Source organism: Caulobacter sp. BE254, from assembly GCF_031457295.1.
Lineage (GTDB): Bacteria > Pseudomonadota > Alphaproteobacteria > Caulobacterales > Caulobacteraceae > Caulobacter.
The window spans coordinates 320,177-336,187 of sequence record NZ_JAVDWJ010000002.1 but is presented as its reverse complement, the minus strand read 5'-3'; the positions used below and the strand labels follow the sequence as shown (position 1 = coordinate 336,187).

General features: G+C 69.4%; 11 protein-coding genes. 7 read left to right on the top strand and 4 right to left on the bottom strand.

The window, feature by feature from the left end; all coding sequences use genetic code 11:
* Positions 1-39: 39 nt before the first annotated feature.
* The 4 genes from J2X41_RS05690 (at position 40) to J2X41_RS05675 (ending at position 5,532) form a co-directional block, all read left to right on the top strand.
* The gene (locus tag J2X41_RS05690) at positions 40-723 is read left to right on the top strand and encodes a Fe2+-dependent dioxygenase (protein WP_310080344.1); all 684 of its coding nucleotides are present in this window, start codon (positions 40-42) and stop codon (positions 721-723) included.
* A gap of 87 nt (positions 724-810) precedes the next feature.
* Complete coding sequence (locus tag J2X41_RS05685; RefSeq protein WP_310080341.1) at positions 811-3,492, top strand: PAS domain S-box protein; 2,682 nt, start codon at positions 811-813, stop codon at positions 3,490-3,492.
* Positions 3,493-3,560: 68 nt separating this feature from the next.
* Positions 3,561-4,688, top strand: coding sequence for a serine hydrolase domain-containing protein (locus J2X41_RS05680; RefSeq protein ID WP_310080339.1), 1,128 nt, complete (start codon positions 3,561-3,563; stop codon positions 4,686-4,688).
* A 19-nt stretch (positions 4,689-4,707) separates the two neighbouring features.
* Entirely contained in the window at positions 4,708-5,532 is an 825-nt protein-coding gene (locus J2X41_RS05675; protein WP_310080338.1) for a transporter, read from the top strand.
* Here J2X41_RS05675 and J2X41_RS05670 read toward each other — a convergent pair.
* From J2X41_RS05670 to J2X41_RS05655, 4 genes are all read right to left on the bottom strand, one after another.
* Positions 5,529-6,956, bottom strand: coding sequence for an MFS transporter (locus J2X41_RS05670; RefSeq protein ID WP_310080337.1), 1,428 nt, complete (start codon positions 6,954-6,956; stop codon positions 5,529-5,531). The two genes, J2X41_RS05675 and J2X41_RS05670, sit on opposite strands and share 4 nt — an antisense overlap.
* A gap of 49 nt (positions 6,957-7,005) precedes the next feature.
* Entirely contained in the window at positions 7,006-7,917 is a 912-nt protein-coding gene (rarD, locus tag J2X41_RS05665; RefSeq protein ID WP_310080335.1) for an EamA family transporter RarD, read from the bottom strand.
* A 96-nt stretch (positions 7,918-8,013) separates the two neighbouring features.
* Entirely contained in the window at positions 8,014-9,042 is a 1,029-nt protein-coding gene (locus tag J2X41_RS05660) for an aspartate-semialdehyde dehydrogenase (RefSeq protein WP_310080333.1), read from the bottom strand.
* A gap of 293 nt (positions 9,043-9,335) precedes the next feature.
* Entirely contained in the window at positions 9,336-10,262 is a 927-nt protein-coding gene (locus tag J2X41_RS05655) for a LysR family transcriptional regulator (protein ID WP_310080330.1), read from the bottom strand.
* A 183-nt stretch (positions 10,263-10,445) separates the two neighbouring features.
* On the opposite strand from J2X41_RS05655, the gene J2X41_RS05650 reads away from it, so the two are divergent.
* From J2X41_RS05650 to J2X41_RS05640, 3 genes are all read left to right on the top strand, one after another.
* Positions 10,446-11,630 carry a cyclopropane-fatty-acyl-phospholipid synthase family protein gene (locus J2X41_RS05650; protein WP_310080328.1) on the top strand — a complete coding sequence of 395 codons (1,185 nt, stop codon included), beginning with the start codon at positions 10,446-10,448 and terminating at the stop codon, positions 11,628-11,630.
* Positions 11,631-11,800: 170 nt separating this feature from the next.
* Entirely contained in the window at positions 11,801-13,231 is a 1,431-nt protein-coding gene (locus tag J2X41_RS05645) for an amino acid permease (RefSeq protein WP_310080325.1), read from the top strand.
* Between the two features lie 226 nt (positions 13,232-13,457).
* Complete coding sequence (locus tag J2X41_RS05640) at positions 13,458-16,004, top strand: TonB-dependent receptor domain-containing protein (RefSeq protein WP_310080322.1); 2,547 nt, start codon at positions 13,458-13,460, stop codon at positions 16,002-16,004.
* Positions 16,005-16,011 lie beyond the last annotated feature (7 nt).

The following is a 16,011-nucleotide window of genomic DNA, read 5'->3' as shown; positions in this document are numbered from 1 at the left end:
ATTTCTGATAGGAGCCAGTTTCTTGCTAGAAGTCTGGCCATGATGATCCAGATCCCCGACGTCCTGACGCCCGACGAGGTCGCCCACTGCCGGGCCGTGCTCGACGCGGCCGACTGGGTGGACGGCAACGTCACCTCGGGCTTCCAGGCGGCGATGGCCAAGAACAACCTGCAGCTGCCGCAGGACGGCGCGGCGGCGCGCGAGGTCGGGGCGATCATCGTCCAGGCCCTGCAGGCCAATCCGCTGTTCGTCTCCGCCGCCCTGCCGCGCACGATCCTGCCGCCGCTGTTCAACCGCTACGGCGTCGGCATGGGCTTCGCCGACCATGTCGACAACGCCATCCGCCGCGACCCCTCGACTGGCCAGCCCTTGCGCACCGACCTGTCGATCACGGTCTTCCTGAGCGAGCCCGACGCCTATGAGGGCGGCGAGCTGGTGGTCGAGGACGCCTATGGCAGCCACCTGGTCAAGCTGGCGGCGGGGGCGGCGATCCTCTATCCGGCCTCCAGTCTGCACCACGTCACCGAGGTGACGCGCGGCGTGCGCACGGCCAGCTTCTTCTGGATCCAGAGCCTGGTGCGCGACGACGCCCGCCGCGCCCTGCTGCTGGACATGGACGTGGCGATCCAGCGCCTGTCCGTCGCGGTGGGCGCCGCCGACCCCTCGGTGCTGTCGCTGACCGGGACCTATCACAACCTGCTGCGGATGTGGGCCGAGGTCTGACACGCGGCCAGCGAACAATGATCGTCGACGACAATCATAAGTTTACTCTTCAGCTTCACGATCGCGGTTCCGTTCCCTGGAGTCGCGATGCCTTCGCCCCCCAAGTCCGCACGGTTGAGCGACGCCGAGAGCGCGCAGTGGTTCTTCGACCACGCGCACGACCTGTTCGCCGTGGTGGCGCGCGGGCGGTTCGCCACGGTCAACGCCGCCTGGACGCGGGTGACCGGCTGGACCCGGCAGGAGCTGATCGGCCAGCCTGCTCTGCGGTTCGTACATCCGGACTCGCGCCAGGACTTCGTCGAGACCGCGTCCCTGATCCACGCGTCCGGCGAGGCGCTCAATCGCCTGAAGGTGACCTGCAAGGCCGGCGGCTGGGTGTGGCTCGAGGGCCAATCGCGCCTGGGGCCGAACGGCGAAATGGTCGGGACCTTCCGGGACGTCACCGCCGACGTGGCCCGCCGCGCCGAGATCGCCGCCGCCCGCCAGACCCGTGAACTGCTGGCCACCTCGGCCGGCATCGGCCTGTGGAGCTACGAGCCGCACGAGCAATCGATCGAGTGGTCGCGCGACCTCCTGGAGACCACGGGCCTGGGCGCCGAGACCATCGCCCGTCCCGAGTCGTTCTACGCCCGGCTGGACCCGGCCGAGCGCGAGGGCTTGGTCGAGGCGTTCGAACGGGCCGTGCGCACGGGCGAGGGCGGCACGATCGAGCACCGCCTGCGCGGGGCCGGCGGCCAATGGTTCACCTACCGGGCCACCTTCCGCACCGAACCGCGCCCCGGCGGCCTGTTCGCCCTGAAGGGGATCTCGCAGAACGTCACCGAGGTGGCCCGCACGCGCGACGCGGCGGTCTGGGGCGAGCGCCAGGCCCGCCGGCTGGTCGAGGAGGCCCCGTTCGCTGTGGCGCTCTATGACCGCGACCTGCGCCTGCAAGTGGTCAGCCCGCGCTTCCTGGAGATCTTCCAGGCCGACGAGGCGCGGGTCATCGGCCGCAGCCTGCATGAACTGACCTCAGGCTCGCGCAAGCGCTTCGTCCGGGCCGTCGAGCGCGCCCTGACCGGCCAGACGGTGGTGCGGCGCGAGGACCAGCTGCACGATGGCCTGGGGCGCAGCCACACCCTGCGCTGGGAGGCCCGTCCCTGGCGCGACGCCGACGGGGTGATCGCCGGGGTCATCACCTACATGGACGACGTCACGGCCCTGTCGCAGGCCCGGCGCGAGGCCCGGGCCAACGCCCGCCGGCTGCGCGTGGCCCTGGGCGCGGCCCAGGCCGGCGTCTACGAGATCGACCATGCGGCCAAGGCCTTCTGGGGCTCGCCCGAGTTCCACCGCATCCTGGGCCGCAAGGTCACCTATGACGACGTGCGCAGCGCCGTCTGGCCGATGATCCATTCCGACGACGTCGCGGCGGTCTATGCCGCCGCCGAGGCCCGCCGCCGCGCCGAGGGCGAGGACGACGAGTCCCTCGACCGGTCCTTCGACGTGCGGGTGATGACGTCCGACGGCGACGGCAAGTGGATCCGCATCTTCCACGAGGTGCGCGCCGACGCCGGGGGCCGCATCCGCAAGGCGTTCGGCCTGATCCTCGACATCGACGAGAAGAAGCGCGCCGAGCTGGCCCTGGTCGAGGCCGAGCGCGCCGCCCAGGCCGCCAACGACGCCAAGGCCCAGTTCCTGGCCAATATGAGTCACGAGATCCGCACGCCGATGAACGGGGTGCTGGGGGTCATGCACCTGCTCAAGCGCGAGAAGCTGCCGGGCGAGGCCGACCACCTGCTGGGCGAGGCCCTGGCCTGCGGCCGCATGCTGTCGACCCTGCTGGACGACGTGATCGACTTCTCGCGGATCGAGGCCGGACGGCTGGACGTCAGCCAGGAGGCGGTCGATCCCAGCGATCTGGCCGCCAGCGTGGCGCGGCTGCTGCGGGCCCAGGCCGAACACAAGGGGCTGGAACTGCGGGTCGACGCGCCCGATCTCGGCCTGATCCTCACCGACCCCAGCCGGCTGCGCCAGGCGCTGTTCAACCTGGTCGGCAACGCCGTGAAGTTCACCCTGTCCGGCTCGGTCACCCTGACGGTGCGCCGCCTGGAGGGCGGCGAGCCGCGCGTGGCCTTCGAGGTGATCGACACCGGCGTCGGCATCGCCGCCGAGGCCCAGGCCCGATTGTTCGAGCGTTTTCAGCAGGCCGACGCCAGCACCACCCGCCGGTTCGGCGGGTCCGGCCTGGGCCTGGCCATCACCCGGCGACTGGCGCAGATGATGGGCGGCGAGGTCGTGTTCACCTCCCGCGAGGGCGTCGGCTCGACCTTCCTGCTGACCATCGCCGCCCCGCCGGCCCAGGCCCGCGCGGCCGAGGCCGAGATGGCCGACGGCCTGCTGGAGGGCCTGAAGATCCTGGTGGTCGAGGACAACGCCACCAACCGCCTGGTCGCTCGCCGCATCCTTGAGCAGCTGGGCGCCAGCGTCGAGACGGCCGAGGACGGACTGGACGGGCTGACGGCGGCGGCGCGGGGCTTCGACCTGATCCTGATGGATGTGCAGATGCCCGGCATTGACGGGCTGGAGGCCACCCGTCGCATCCGTAACCTGCCCGGTCCCGCCGCCAGGACGCCGATCATCGCCCTGACCGCCAACGTCCTGTCGCACCAACGCGCCGCCTATCTGGCCGCGGGCATGGACGGCGTCGCCGCCAAGCCGATCTCGCCCGCCGCCCTGATCGGCGAGATCGTCCGCCTGGCGGGCGGCGAGGTGGAGGCGGCGGTAGCCTAGGCCGCCGTGAGGATTTGGCGCTTCGGGGCGGATGACAATCGCGCCCGCCCTGGGCTAGACCCTAGTCCATGACCGTCGACATCACCGGCTTCTGCCCCGACCGCTTCTCCGCCGTCCGCGACGCCTTCGCCGCCAATTTCGAGGACGGCGGCGAGTTGGGCGCGCGGTTCTCGCTGGCGATCCATGGCGAGGTGGTCGTCGACCTGATGGGCGGCTTCGCCGACCGCAAGCGCGAGGTCGCCTTCGGGCCCGACACCCTGACGCCGCTGTTCTCGACCACCAAGGCCGTGGCCGCCCTGCTGATCGCCCGTCTCGTCGACCAGGGCAGGCTGACCTACGACCAGACAGTGGCCTCGATCTGGCCGGAGTTCGCGCAGGCCGGCAAGCAGCACGTCACGGTCGGCCAGGTGATGTCGCACCAGGACGGCCTGTCGGGCTTTCCCGACGAGACCGATCCGGCCATCTGGTTCGACTGGGAAGCCACCACCGCCAAGCTGGCGGCCATGGCCCCGCTATGGCCGATCGGCTCGGCCAGCGGCTATCATCCGGTCACGTTCGGCTTCACGGCCGGCGAGATCTTCCGCCGGGTCGATGGCCGGACCATGGGGATCGCCCTGCGCGAGGACCTGGCCGAGCCCCTGGGCCTGGACATCTGGATTGGCCTGCCCGACAGCGAGCACGCCCGCTGCGCCGAGCTGATGCGGCCGACCGCCCTTCCCAAGTTCGGGGCGATGAACGAGGCCGTGAAGGCCGCCTTCATGACCAAGTGGGCCGCGCCGGGCGGACGGGGCACGGCAGACTGGCGGCGGGCCGAGATCCCCTCGGCCAACGGCCACGCCACCGCCCCGGCCCTGGCGCGGCTGATGGGGGCTCTGGCCTCGGGCGGCGAGCTGGACGGCGTGCCCGTGCTGTCGCCGGCCGTGATCGCCCAGGCCAGCGCCGAGCGGATCGTCGGCCAGGACCTGGTCCTGCCCTATGTGATCAGCTGGGGCGCGGGTTTCATGCGCAACACGCCCAACTTCTTCTACGGTCCGACGGCCGACGCCTTCGGCCACAGCGGCTGGGGCGGCTCGTGCGCCTTCGCCGACCCGTCGCGCGGCGTGTCGGGAGCCTATGTGATGAACAAGCAGGGGACCGAGCTGATCGGCGACCCCCGCGCGGTGCGGCTGATCCAGGCGGCGTACACCGCGCTCTAGCGGGGCTTCGGAGGGAACCATGGGCAAGGCCGGGATCGCGAGCGTCGTCGGCCTGGCCGCCCTGGCCTGGGTCGCCGCCGCTCACGCCGCTCACGCCGAGGACGCCGGGCGCGACTTCTGCGCCGACCGGCCAGGCAAGGGCTCGCCGCCCTGCGTGCTCGACGCCGGACGCTTCCAGGCCGAGCTGGGCGTGGCCGACGGCGCCTGGAGCCGGGGCGGCGGCGTCTTGACCGACGACACGGCCTTCGGGGCGCTGGAGCTGCGCCTGGGCCTGACCTCGACGCTCGAGGGCCAGCTCAGCTGGACGGCGCACGAGCGAATCCGTCAGAAGGACCGGGCCTCGGGCGCGGTCTCCACCGTCGACGGGGGCGGCGACGTCGGCTTGGCCCTGCGCTGGTCGCTGCGCAACCCGGCCGGCGACGGCGTCTCGGTGGCCCTGCAGCCCTTCGTCACCACCCCGACCGGGGCCAAGGGGATCGGCGGCGACGCCTGGCAGGGCGGGGTGATCGTGCCGATCTCGCTGCCGCTGAACGCCGATTGGTCGCTGGCCCTGTCGCCGGAGCTGGACGCGCGGGCGAACGCCGACGGTTCGGGCCGCCATGCCGGCTTCGGCGGCGCGGTCGGGATTGGGCGGTCGTTCGGCCCCGTGGCCCTGGGGGTCGAGCTGTGGGCCGATCGCGACCAGAACCCGTCCGGCCACGTCACCTCGGCCAGCTTCGACCTGACGGCCGGCTGGACCCCGGCCTCGGCCAAGGACCTGCAACTGGACGCCTCGGCCTATGTCGGCCTGAACCGCGACACGCCCGACCTGGAGGTGGCGGTAGGGGTGGCCAAGCGGTTCTAGGCGCCCGTGCGTCCTTGCTTCGGCCTGCCCTCGATCATCAGCCACCCCACGATCCCCGCGACGACCGCCGCCGCGGCGCTGATCCCCATCACCCAGGGATAGCCCTGGGGGCCGGGGGCGAAATAGATCAGGCCCAGCACCGCCACCGCCAGCAGGCCGGCTACCCGGGCGACAGCGTTGTTGATCCCCGAGGCGACGCCGGCATGGCTGGCGGCGACCGCGCTCATCACGGTGTTGGTCAGGGGCGCGACGGCGATGGTCATGCCCAGCGCGACCACGAGCAGGCCGGGCAGCACGCCGGTCCAGTAGCCGGCGCCCACCCAGGGCGCGCCCAGCAGGCCGAAGCCGACGCCCGCCAGGATCGGACCGACGGTCAGCATGGGCCGGGCCCCGAACCGGTCCGCCAGCCGGCCCGCCGTCCCCGACAGCGTGCCCATGATCGCCGAGAACGGCAGCAGGGTCGCCCCAGCTCCAGCGGCCGAATAGCCGTGCCGGGCGATCAGTTCGAACGGCAGGAAGAACAGGGCCCCGGTCAGGCCGAAATAGAGCGCCAGGGTCAGCAGGTTGGCGCCGCTGAACGTCCTGGAGCGATAGAGGGACAGCGGCATCATCGGGTGTTTCTCGCGAGCCTGGCTGATCACGAAACCCGCCAGCAGGACCGCGCCGGCCGCCAGGGCGGCCCAGACCGCGCCACTGGTCCAGCCCCGCTGGCCGACAGCGGTCAGGCCCCAGGTCAAGGCGCCCAGGCCTGTCGCGGCCAGGGCCGCGCCGCGCCAGTCCAGCTGCTGGACCTCGGGGTCGCGGCTCTCGCGCACGGCGATCAGGGCCAACCAGACGGTGGCGGCGGCCAGGGGCAGGTTGATCAGGAAGATGGCGCGCCACGAGACGTGGTCGACCAGCCAGCCGCCCAGCACCGGGCCGATCGCCGTGGTCACTGCCCCGAACCCGGCCCAGGCCCCGATCGCCGCGCCCCGCTCCTGGTCGTCGAAGGTGGAGCCGAGGATCGCCAGGCTGGCCGGCACCAGCATGGCCGCGGCGAGGCCTTGCAGGGCGCGGGCGGCGATCAGCCAGCCGGCGTCGGGGGCCAGGGCGCAGCCCAGCGAGGCGGCGGCGAACAGCGCCACCCCCGCCACGAACACCTTGCGCCGCCCATAGCGGTCGCCCGCCGAGCCGCCGATCAGCACTAGCGCGCCCAGCAGCAGCAGATAGGCGTTGACGATCCACTGCACCTGGGCCGCGTCGGCCTTCAGCGCGGTTCGCATGGCCGGCAGGGCGACATTGACCACCGAGCCGTCGATGAAGGCCATGCTCGAGCCCAGCACCGTGGCCGCCAGGGCCAGGCGCTTGCGGGGCGTGGGCGCGCCGGAGACGGGATGCGCCCGGATGGCGCCTTCGTCGCACGGGGGATGCACCGGTCCGGTCATGGGGCGGAGGCTACGACGGGTCTCCCCGTCGCGCCACCTGTCCCGAAGGCTAGGCCCTGGCCACCGCCCGCGTCCGCTTCCAGGCCCCATAGGCGAACACCGCCACGCCCAGCCAGATGAACACGAACGACAGGGCCCGCATCGGGGTGAACGCTTCGCCCAGGGCCACGCCGATCAGGAACTGCAGGGTCGGGGCGATGAACTGCAGGAAGCCCATGGCGCTGAGCGGCATGCGGCGGGCCGACCAGGCGAACAGGACCAGGGGCACCACCGTCGCCGGGCCGGCCAGCAGCAGCAGGGTGGTGACGCCCGCGCCGCTGGCGAGGTGGCCGGCGCCGGTGGCCTGCAGGTGCAGCACATAGAGCAGCCCAGGCACGGCCAGGTAGACGCATTCGATGAAAAGGCCGGTCTGGGCGTCGGCCTTCACCTGCTTGCGCAGGATGGCGTAGAGGCAAAAGCTCAGCGCCACCCCCAGCGAGATGATCGGCAGGTGGCCCAGGGCCGCGGTCTGGATGGCCACGCCGATCACCGCCAGGCCGATGGCGATCGCGCCCTCGCGGCTGATCCGCTCGCGGAACAGCAGGGCCCCGGCCGCCATGTTCATCAGCGGGTTGATGTAGTAGCCGAGGCTCGCCTCGATCACGTGGTTGGCGGTGACCGCGAACACATAGATCGACCAGTTGATGAAGATCGCCGCCGTGCTCAGGGCCAGGATCCCCAGGGTGCGCGGCTGGCGCAGCACCGCCGCCACCTGTCCGCCCTGCCGAGCCATCAGCACGGCGAGGAAGGCCCAGGGGGCGGCCCACAGGGTGCGGTGGGCGACCATCTCCCATGCGCCGACGCCCAGCCCAGACAGCAGGTGAAAATAGAGGGGCAGGACGCCCCACAGCAGGTAGCAGCCCACCCCGGCGATCAAAGCCGTCCGGGATTCGTCCGGGCTCTTGGTCGTGTCCGCCGACATCGCGTCGTTCCTCAAGATCGCCAATGAAAAAGGCTCCCGGGACCTGAAGTCCCGGGAGCCCCTGAAATCGTCCACCCGCTTGTTGCGGAGGGCGGCTTAGGCCGGGAGTTTCTGCTTGATGAGACCCTTCTCATGCAGCAGCTGCGCGATCTGCACGGCGTTCAGCGCCGCGCCCTTGCGCAGGTTGTCGGCGACGCACCACAGCGCGATGCCGTTCTCGACGGTCGGGTCGGTGCGGATGCGCGAGACATAGACCGGGAACTCGCCGGCGCTTTCCTTCGGCGTCATGTAGCCGCCGTCCTCGCGCTTATCGACCACCTGCACGCCGTCCGCGTCTCGCAGGATCTCGCGCACGTCGTCCTCGTCCAGCGGGGTCTCGAACTCGATGTTCACCGCCTCCGCATGGCCGACCATCACCGGCACGCGTACGCAGGTGGCGGTCAGCTTGATCGACGGGTCCAGGATCTTCTTGGTCTCCATCATCATCTTCCACTCTTCCTTGGTGAAGCCGTCTTCCATGAAGACGTCGATGTGGGGGATGACGTTGAAGGCGATCTGCTTGGTGAATTTCTTGGGGGGCGGGGCGCCCAGGACGAAGACGCCCTTGGTCTGCTCCCACAGCTCGTCCATGCCTTCCTTGCCCGCGCCCGAGACCGACTGGTAGGTCGAGACGACCACCCGCTTGATCTTGGCTTCGGCGTGCAGGGGCGCCAGCACCACCACCAGCTGCGCGGTCGAGCAGTTGGGGTTGGCGATGATGTTCTTGGGCAGCTTGTCGACGGCGTCCGGGTTCACTTCCGGCACCACCAGCGGCACGTCCGGGTCCATCCGGAAGTGGCTGGAATTGTCGATGACGATCGGACCGGCCGCGCCGATCTTCTCGCCCCAGGCCTTGGAGATGGCGCCGCCGGCGCTCATCAGCACGATGTCGACCTTGGAGAAGTCGAACTGCTCCAGGTCCTCGCAGTGCAGGGTCTGGCTGCCGAACGAGACTTCCACGCCGATGGATTTACGCGAGGCGATGGCATGCATCTTGTCCACGGGGAATTTCACTTCCTCGAGGATGTTGAACATTTCACGGCCCACATTGCCCGTGGCGCCGACCACGGCGACCCGGTAACCCATCGCAGCCTCCAATTCATGTCTTGAGCCCGCCATCGGCGGCGGGAGCGGACCCGTTACGCCCCGGAAGGCTCGGAAGCAAGAACAGGCTTTCTAATGCGACGCTTAGCGCGGGGCCGGAGGGGAAGATTTCACCTGAGGTGGATGGGATTTGCATCTCTCGCGCCCTCTCCCATGGGGAGAGGGAGGGACCCGCGCCGCAGGCGTGGGAGGGTGAGGGGGTAAGACGGTCGACGGCGCGCCGGCAGAGCGTCCGTGTGAAACCGGTAAGGGTGTAACCCCTCACCCTCCCACCGCTACGCGGCGGGCCCCTCCCTCTCCCGCTGGGAGAGGGTGTTCGAAGCCTTCACGAAATCCACGAACGCCCGCAGCGGCGCGGGCATGTGCCTGCGGCTGGGATAATAGAGATACGGCCCGCTGAACGGCGGCAGCCAGTCGTCGAGAACGGTCTCCAGCTTGCCCGCCGCGATGCGGTCGGCGCAAAAGGCCTCGAAGGTGGCCAGCAGGCCAAGCCCCGCCTCGGCGGCGGCCAGCTCCAGCTCGCCGCTGTTGGTGACCAGCGGACCCTCGGGCTGGACGCGGACCACCTCGCCGTCCTTCTCGAACTCCCAGGCGTAGCTGGACCCGCTGGGGAAGCGATGGCGGATGCAGGGGTGGCCCAGCACCTCGCGGGGATGGGTCGGCCGACCGCACCGGGCGAAATAGGCCGGCGAGCCGACCACCACGAAGCGCTGCGGCCCGGCCAGGGGCACGGCGATCATGTCCTTCTCCAGCCGCTCGTCATAGCGCGCCCCGGCGTCGAAGCCGGCCGCCAGCACGTCGACGAAGGCCTCCTCGACGCTGACCTCGACGCGGATGCCGGGATGGGCGGCCAGGAATCGGGGGATCAGGTCGGGGAGGACGATCTTCGACACCGCTCCCGGCACGTTCAGCTTCAGCACGCCGGTCGGGCTGTCGCGGAAGGCGTTGACCTCGTCCAGGGCCAGGGAGACGTCGGCCAGGGCGGGGGTCAGGCGGGCCAGCAGCCGCTCACCGGCCTCGGTGGCTGTGACGCTGCGGGTGGTGCGGTTCAGCAGCCGCACGCCCAGGGCCGCCTCCAGCCGGCGCAGGGCTTCGGACAGCGACGAGGCCGAGACCCCGCGCGAGGCCGCCGCGCCTCGGAAGCTGCGGGCCCGCGCCACGGCGGTGAAGGCGTCCAGATCGGCCAGGTCGGGCTGGGCCATTGTGCGACTTTCCGAGCGGCTGGTGTGGTGGCGAGCGGATTATCGCACGCGAAGCGGCGCTGCCTAGCGCCCGCGCTCGAACGGCGTCCTATGTCGTCAGGTTCGCGCCCGCGATTTTGCAAGGGGAGGCGGACGAAAATTTTGCGTCTTTTCTCCGGCGGCGCTCGCGCTAGGGTCGCCGTCATGATCGAAGCGCTGCTGAACAAGATGGTCAAGGTCGGCGACCTGACCGTCCACCTGCCCAACGGCTCGGTAAAGAAGGCCGGCGACGGCTCGGGCCCGCCCGTGACCATGCGGGTCAACGCCCGCGGCCTGCGCCGCCTGGTGGCCAATCCCAGCCTGGGCCTGGGCGAGGCCTATATGGAAGGCGACCTGACGATCGAGCAGGGGACCCTGTGGGACCTGCTGGAGATCGTCGGCAGGAGCGGCGGCCGCACGCCCAAGCGTGGCACGCCCCTGACCCGGGCCAGGAAGGCGGTCAAGCGCACGGTGCAGTCGCTCAACGACCGCATCGCCTCGCGCCGCAACGTCGCCCACCACTACGACGTGGGCAACGAACTCTATAAGCGCTTCCTCGACACGGACATGCAGTACAGCTGCGCCTATTTCGCGCGGCCGGACATGACGCTGGAAGAGGCCCAGGCGGCCAAGAAGGCCCATATCGGCGCCAAGCTGAACATCACGCCCGGCATGAAGGTGCTGGACATCGGCTCGGGCTGGGGCGGCATGTCCCTGACCCTGGCGGCCGACCATGGGGCCAAGATGACCGGGGTCACCCTGTCGACCGAGCAGCTGGCCCTGGCCCGGGAACGGGCCGAAAAGGCGGGGCTGTCCGACCGGGTCGAGTTCCGCCTGACCGACTATCGCGACCTGGACGAGACCTTCGACCGCATCGTCTCGGTCGGCATGCTGGAGCATGTCGGCGCGCCGAATTTCCAGACCTATTTCGACACGGTCAAAAGGCTGCTGACCGACGACGGCAGCGCGGTGATCCATGCGATCGGCCGCATGTCCGGTCCCGGCGCGACCAACGCCTTCACGGCCAAGTACATCTTCCCCGGCGGCTACATCCCGGGCCTGTCGGAGATCGTCAAGGCGGTCGAGGCGGCAGGCCTGTGGATCACCGACATCGAGATCCTGCGCCTGCACTACGCCGAGACCTGCAAGCACTGGCGCATGCGGTTCCTGGCCGATCCGGACATCCCGACGATGTTCGACGCCCGGTTCCGGCGGATGTGGGAGTTCTACCTGTGCGGGGCCGAGCTGGGCTTCCGCTATGGGGGGCACATGGTCTTCCAGATCCAGGTCGCCAAGAAGGTCGGCGCCCTGCCGATCACCCGGGACTACATGTTCGAGGGCGAGCGGTAGAACGAGTTCCTCCCCCTATGGGGGAGGCGATCGCGTAGCGATCGGTGGGGGGAGTTGTCGGACGGTTGAACCTGTGCGACCAGCACCCGAGCATCCCCCCTCCGTCGGCTTCGCCGACACCTCCCCCACAGGGGGAGGGTCGTCACCGGCGACCAGACCCCGAGGACACCATGGGCCAGTTTCGCGCGGCCGATCTCTTCCGCCGCAAGCCCGTGGGCCGGGTCGTCGCCGAGGGCGGCGAGCATCTGCCGGAAGATCACGCCCTGGGGGGGCTGCATCGCACGATCGGCCTGTTCCAGCTGACCATGCTGGGCGTCGGCGCGACGATCGGCACCGGCATCTTCGTGGCCTTGACCACGGCCGTGCCGGCCGCCGGGCCCGCCGTCGTCGTGTCGTTCGTGATCGCCGGGATCACCGCCGCCCTGACCGCCCTGTGCTATGCCGAGCTGGCCTCGACCATTCCGGTGTCGGGGTCGTCCTACAGCTACGCCTACGCCACCCTGGGCGAGTTCGCGGCCTTCCTGGTCGGCGCCTGCCTGCTGCTGGAATACGCGGTCTCGGCCTCGGCCATCGCCGTGGGCTGGGGGCAGTACCTGAACGAGATGTTCTCCGACCTGATCGGCTGGCGGATGCCCGACGCCATCGCCAAGGCGCCGGGGGCGGGCGGGGTGTTCAACCTGCCGGCGGTGGTGCTGGTCGGGGCCTGCCTGGTCCTGCTGCTGCGGGGCGTCAAGGAATCGGTGACGGTCAACGCCGTGCTGGTGGTGCTGAAGCTGCTGGTGCTGCTGTTCTTCGTGGTCATCGCCTTTTCCGGCTTTCACGCCGGCAACCTCAAACCCTTCGCCCCGATGGGCATGGCCGGGATCGGGGCGGCGGCCTCGTCGATCTTCTTCTCCTATATCGGCATCGATGCGGTCTCGACGGCTGGCGACGAGGTCAAGGACCCGCGACGGACCCTGCCGCTGGGCATCATCCTCAGCCTGCTGATCGTCACGGCGGTCTACATTCTGGTGGCCCTGGCCGCCGTCGGGGCCCAGCCCTGGACCGCCTTCGCCGGTCAGGAGGCGGGGCTGGCGGTGATCCTGCGCAACCTGACCGGCCAGGCCTGGACCTCGCTGATCCTCTGCGTCGGGGCCATCGTCTCGATCTTCTCGATCACCCTGGTGGTGATGTACGGCCAGACCCGCATCCTCTACGCCATGAGCCGCGACGGCCTGCTGCCCAAGGTGTTCCAGCGGGTGAACCCCAAGACCCAGTCGCCGGATCTCAACACCTGGATCGTCGCGGTCTTTATCGCGGTCCTGGCCGCCTTCGTGCCGCTGGACACCCTGGTCAACCTGACCAGCATGGGCACGCTGATCGCCTTCGCCATCGTCTCGCTGGGGGTGATCATCCTGCGCCGCACCCAGCCGGACCTGCCGCGCGGCTACCGCGCGCCGCTGTGCCCGGTCGTGCCGGCCCTCAGCGTGGCGTTCTGCGGCTATCTGATCGTCGGCCTGCCGCTGGACACCTGGATCCTGTTCGCGGTCTGGGCGGCCGCCGCGTGCGGGCTGTACTTCGGCTATTCGGTCAGAAGATCGAAGCTGGCCGCCGGGTTCTGAAACCCGCTGCCGCGCAGGCGTTGAGCCAACGCTCGGGGCGGATTCGCTCTCTGGGAACACAAGCTCATCCACAGCAGTTTTGTCGGTGCAACCTTCAATGGCCGCGCGCGAGAGTTGCGGCGATCTCGAAAAACAAACGATTGCATCGATATTGCAATCGTTCTACATCGTGCAATCGGTACATCCGCCGTTCCAGGCGGGGGCCGAACCGCCTTGGGGAGGATTCATGCACAAACGTTACGCTCTGCGCGCCCTGTTGCTGGCCGGCTGCAGCGGCTTCGCCGTTCCCGCCTGGGCTCAGACCGCGTCGACGCCGCCCCCTGTCGTCAACGCCCCCGCCGCCCAGGTCCCCGCTCCCGCCGACGCGCAGACCGTCAGTGAAGTCGTCGTCACCGGCATGACCTCGCGCAACCGGCCGCTGATCACCGCTTCGGCCGACATCACCCTGGCCACCCGCGCCGACCTCGAGCGCAAGGCCCCGCGCTCGACCGCCGACCTGCTGGAGCTGGTGCCCGGCATCTTCGTCGAGGGCACGGCCGGCGAGCTGTCGAACAACTATTCGGTGCGCGGCCTGCAGGGCGGCGGCCAGCGCTTCATCCAGCTGCAGGAGGATGGCCTGCCGGTCATCTATCAGGGCGGCGGGGCGGACTTCTTCTTCTCCGAAGACGTCACCATCGACCGGATGGAAGCGGTCAAGGGCGGCACCTCGGGCATCCTGACCGTCAACGGCGCGGGCGCCACGATCAACTTCCTGTCGCGCAAGCCCAATTTCGACAAGCCCGAGGGGGTGGTGCGGGCCACGGGCTACAATTACGGCCTCAAGCGCGGCGACTTCTACTATTCCGCGCCGATCGCCAACAACCTGGCCTTCAACATCGGCGGCTATGTCCAGAGCAGCCCCGGGGTGCGCAAGAACAGCTTCGACTATGACGGCTATCGCCTGAAGGGCATGCTGGAATACCGCTTCGACGGCGGCGGGTTCGTGCGCCTGACCGGCAAGACCGGCGACATGAAGAGCGCCTACTACGCCGACCAGCCCTACGCCTACAGCAACGGCAAGCCGCACGGCATTCCCGGCCTGGGCACCCAGTTCGGCAATGTCGGCGGCGACGCCTTCAACCGGATCTCCGTGCCGGTGTCGACCTTCGTCGAAAGCGACGGCTTCCGCGATTTCCGGCTCAGCGAAGGCGTGCGGGTCAAGACCAAGCAGTTGCGCGTTGATTTCGAAAAGCCGCTCAGCGACAGCGTCGAGATCTTCGCCCGAGCCCGCTACCTGGATCTGAAGGATGACTTCAACGGCCTGTTCCCGGGTTCGGGCACCGGCAATGCGGGTCTGGCCAGCGCGGTGACCTATCTGACGCCGGGCGCGAGCTCGCCGATCAACAACCTGCTGACCGCCGGAACCGCCGCCTATCCGGCCACGGTGCGTTTCGGCATCCGCAACCTGCGTACCGGCGCCGTCACCGGATCGAACGACACCGCGACCCTGAACGCCCTGAACGGCAACGGCTTCCTGCAAGAGACGACGCTGAACCACGACTATCAGTCGGGCCACGACTTCGGCTCCAACATCGGGGCGCGCTGGGAATATAGCGGGGACGCGTTCCAGAACTCGCTGACCGCGGGGATCCAGTATTACGACGTCAGCCGCAAGCAGAACCAGTCGGCCGTCGCCACGGTGGTCAACGACGTGCGGACCAACAGCGACATCTATGACATCGTCTCGCTGGACGCCAACAACCAGGTCATCGGCACGCTGAGCGACAACGGGCTGGTGTCCTATGGCGACTGGGGCGCGGGCATGCGCCAGCGCACCGACAAGTCGGTGTCGCTCTACGCCAATGACGAACTGGCGATCGGCGACAAGATCCACATCGATGGCGGCGTGCGCTGGGAAAGCGACAAGGCCAAGTATCTGGACGGCAACGCCGCGGCGACCAACCAGCCGGTGCAGCCGGGCGTGGGCGGCGTCGTGCGCACCGTCGGCTCGACCTTCGACGGGACCTATACCGTCACCCGCCGGACCCAGGACAAGGTCGCCTGGACGCTCGGCGCCAGCTACCTGATCACGCCGCACTTCTCGGTCTATGGCCGCTACGCCAACGGCTTCCAGACCAACAACACCGATCCGATCACCAAGATCGAGCTCTACGAGGCCGGGGTACGCTTCGAATATGGCCGCCTGCTCAACGCCTCGGCGACGGTGTTCCGGACCAATTTCGACAACCAGTTCTACAACTTCATCGACCCGTCCGACCCCACCAAGCAGACCAGCTTCCTGGCCGACCTCAAGACCAAGGGCGTCGAGCTGGACGCCCTGGTCCGGCCCGTCGACTGGTTCTCGGTCAATGTTTCGGGCGTGATCCAGGATCCCACCCTCAACAACCTCAGCCTCAACGGCGTCCCGCAGCCGACCTATGACGGCAATCGCCCGGAGCGGACACCGGCGCGGCTCTACACCATCACCCCGGCCATCAAGCTGCCCAACGGCCTGGGCGAGGTCTATGCCCGCTACAAGTACGTCGGCAAGATCTACGCCGACTCCGGCAACGGCGTGGCCCTGCCGTCCTATGGCGTGACCAGCGCGGGGGTCACCCTGAACGTGAAGGACAATCTCCAGGTCAACTTCAACGTCGACAACATCTTCGACGTCGTCGGCCTGACCGAGGGCAATCCGCGGCAAGGCCAGACCCAGAACGCGGCCTCGGGCTATTTCTACGCTCGCGGCATCGTGGGACGGACCTATGGCGGTTCGCTGACGCTCCGCTTCTAGGACGCGG

What these genes read in the sequence shown, in the direction of transcription:
- J2X41_RS05680 (WP_310080339.1), top strand. Translation starts at nt 3,561, where the DNA reads ATGACCGTCGACATCACCGGCTTCTGCCCCGACCGCTTCTCCGCCGTC.
- J2X41_RS05645 (WP_310080325.1), top strand. Translation starts at nt 11,801, where the DNA reads ATGGGCCAGTTTCGCGCGGCCGATCTCTTCCGCCGCAAGCCCGTGGGC.
- J2X41_RS05640 (WP_310080322.1), top strand. Translation starts at nt 13,458, where the DNA reads ATGCACAAACGTTACGCTCTGCGCGCCCTGTTGCTGGCCGGCTGCAGC.
- rarD (WP_310080335.1), bottom strand. Translation starts at nt 7,917, where the DNA reads ATGTCGGCGGACACGACCAAGAGCCCGGACGAATCCCGGACGGCTTTG.
- J2X41_RS05670 (WP_310080337.1), bottom strand. Translation starts at nt 6,956, where the DNA reads ATGACCGGACCGGTGCATCCCCCGTGCGACGAAGGCGCCATCCGGGCG.
- J2X41_RS05660 (WP_310080333.1), bottom strand. Translation starts at nt 9,042, where the DNA reads ATGGGTTACCGGGTCGCCGTGGTCGGCGCCACGGGCAATGTGGGCCGT.
- J2X41_RS05690 (WP_310080344.1), top strand. Translation starts at nt 40, where the DNA reads ATGATGATCCAGATCCCCGACGTCCTGACGCCCGACGAGGTCGCCCAC.
- J2X41_RS05685 (WP_310080341.1), top strand. Translation starts at nt 811, where the DNA reads ATGCCTTCGCCCCCCAAGTCCGCACGGTTGAGCGACGCCGAGAGCGCG.
- J2X41_RS05675 (WP_310080338.1), top strand. Translation starts at nt 4,708, where the DNA reads ATGGGCAAGGCCGGGATCGCGAGCGTCGTCGGCCTGGCCGCCCTGGCC.
- J2X41_RS05650 (WP_310080328.1), top strand. Translation starts at nt 10,446, where the DNA reads ATGATCGAAGCGCTGCTGAACAAGATGGTCAAGGTCGGCGACCTGACC.
- J2X41_RS05655 (WP_310080330.1), bottom strand. Translation starts at nt 10,262, where the DNA reads ATGGCCCAGCCCGACCTGGCCGATCTGGACGCCTTCACCGCCGTGGCG.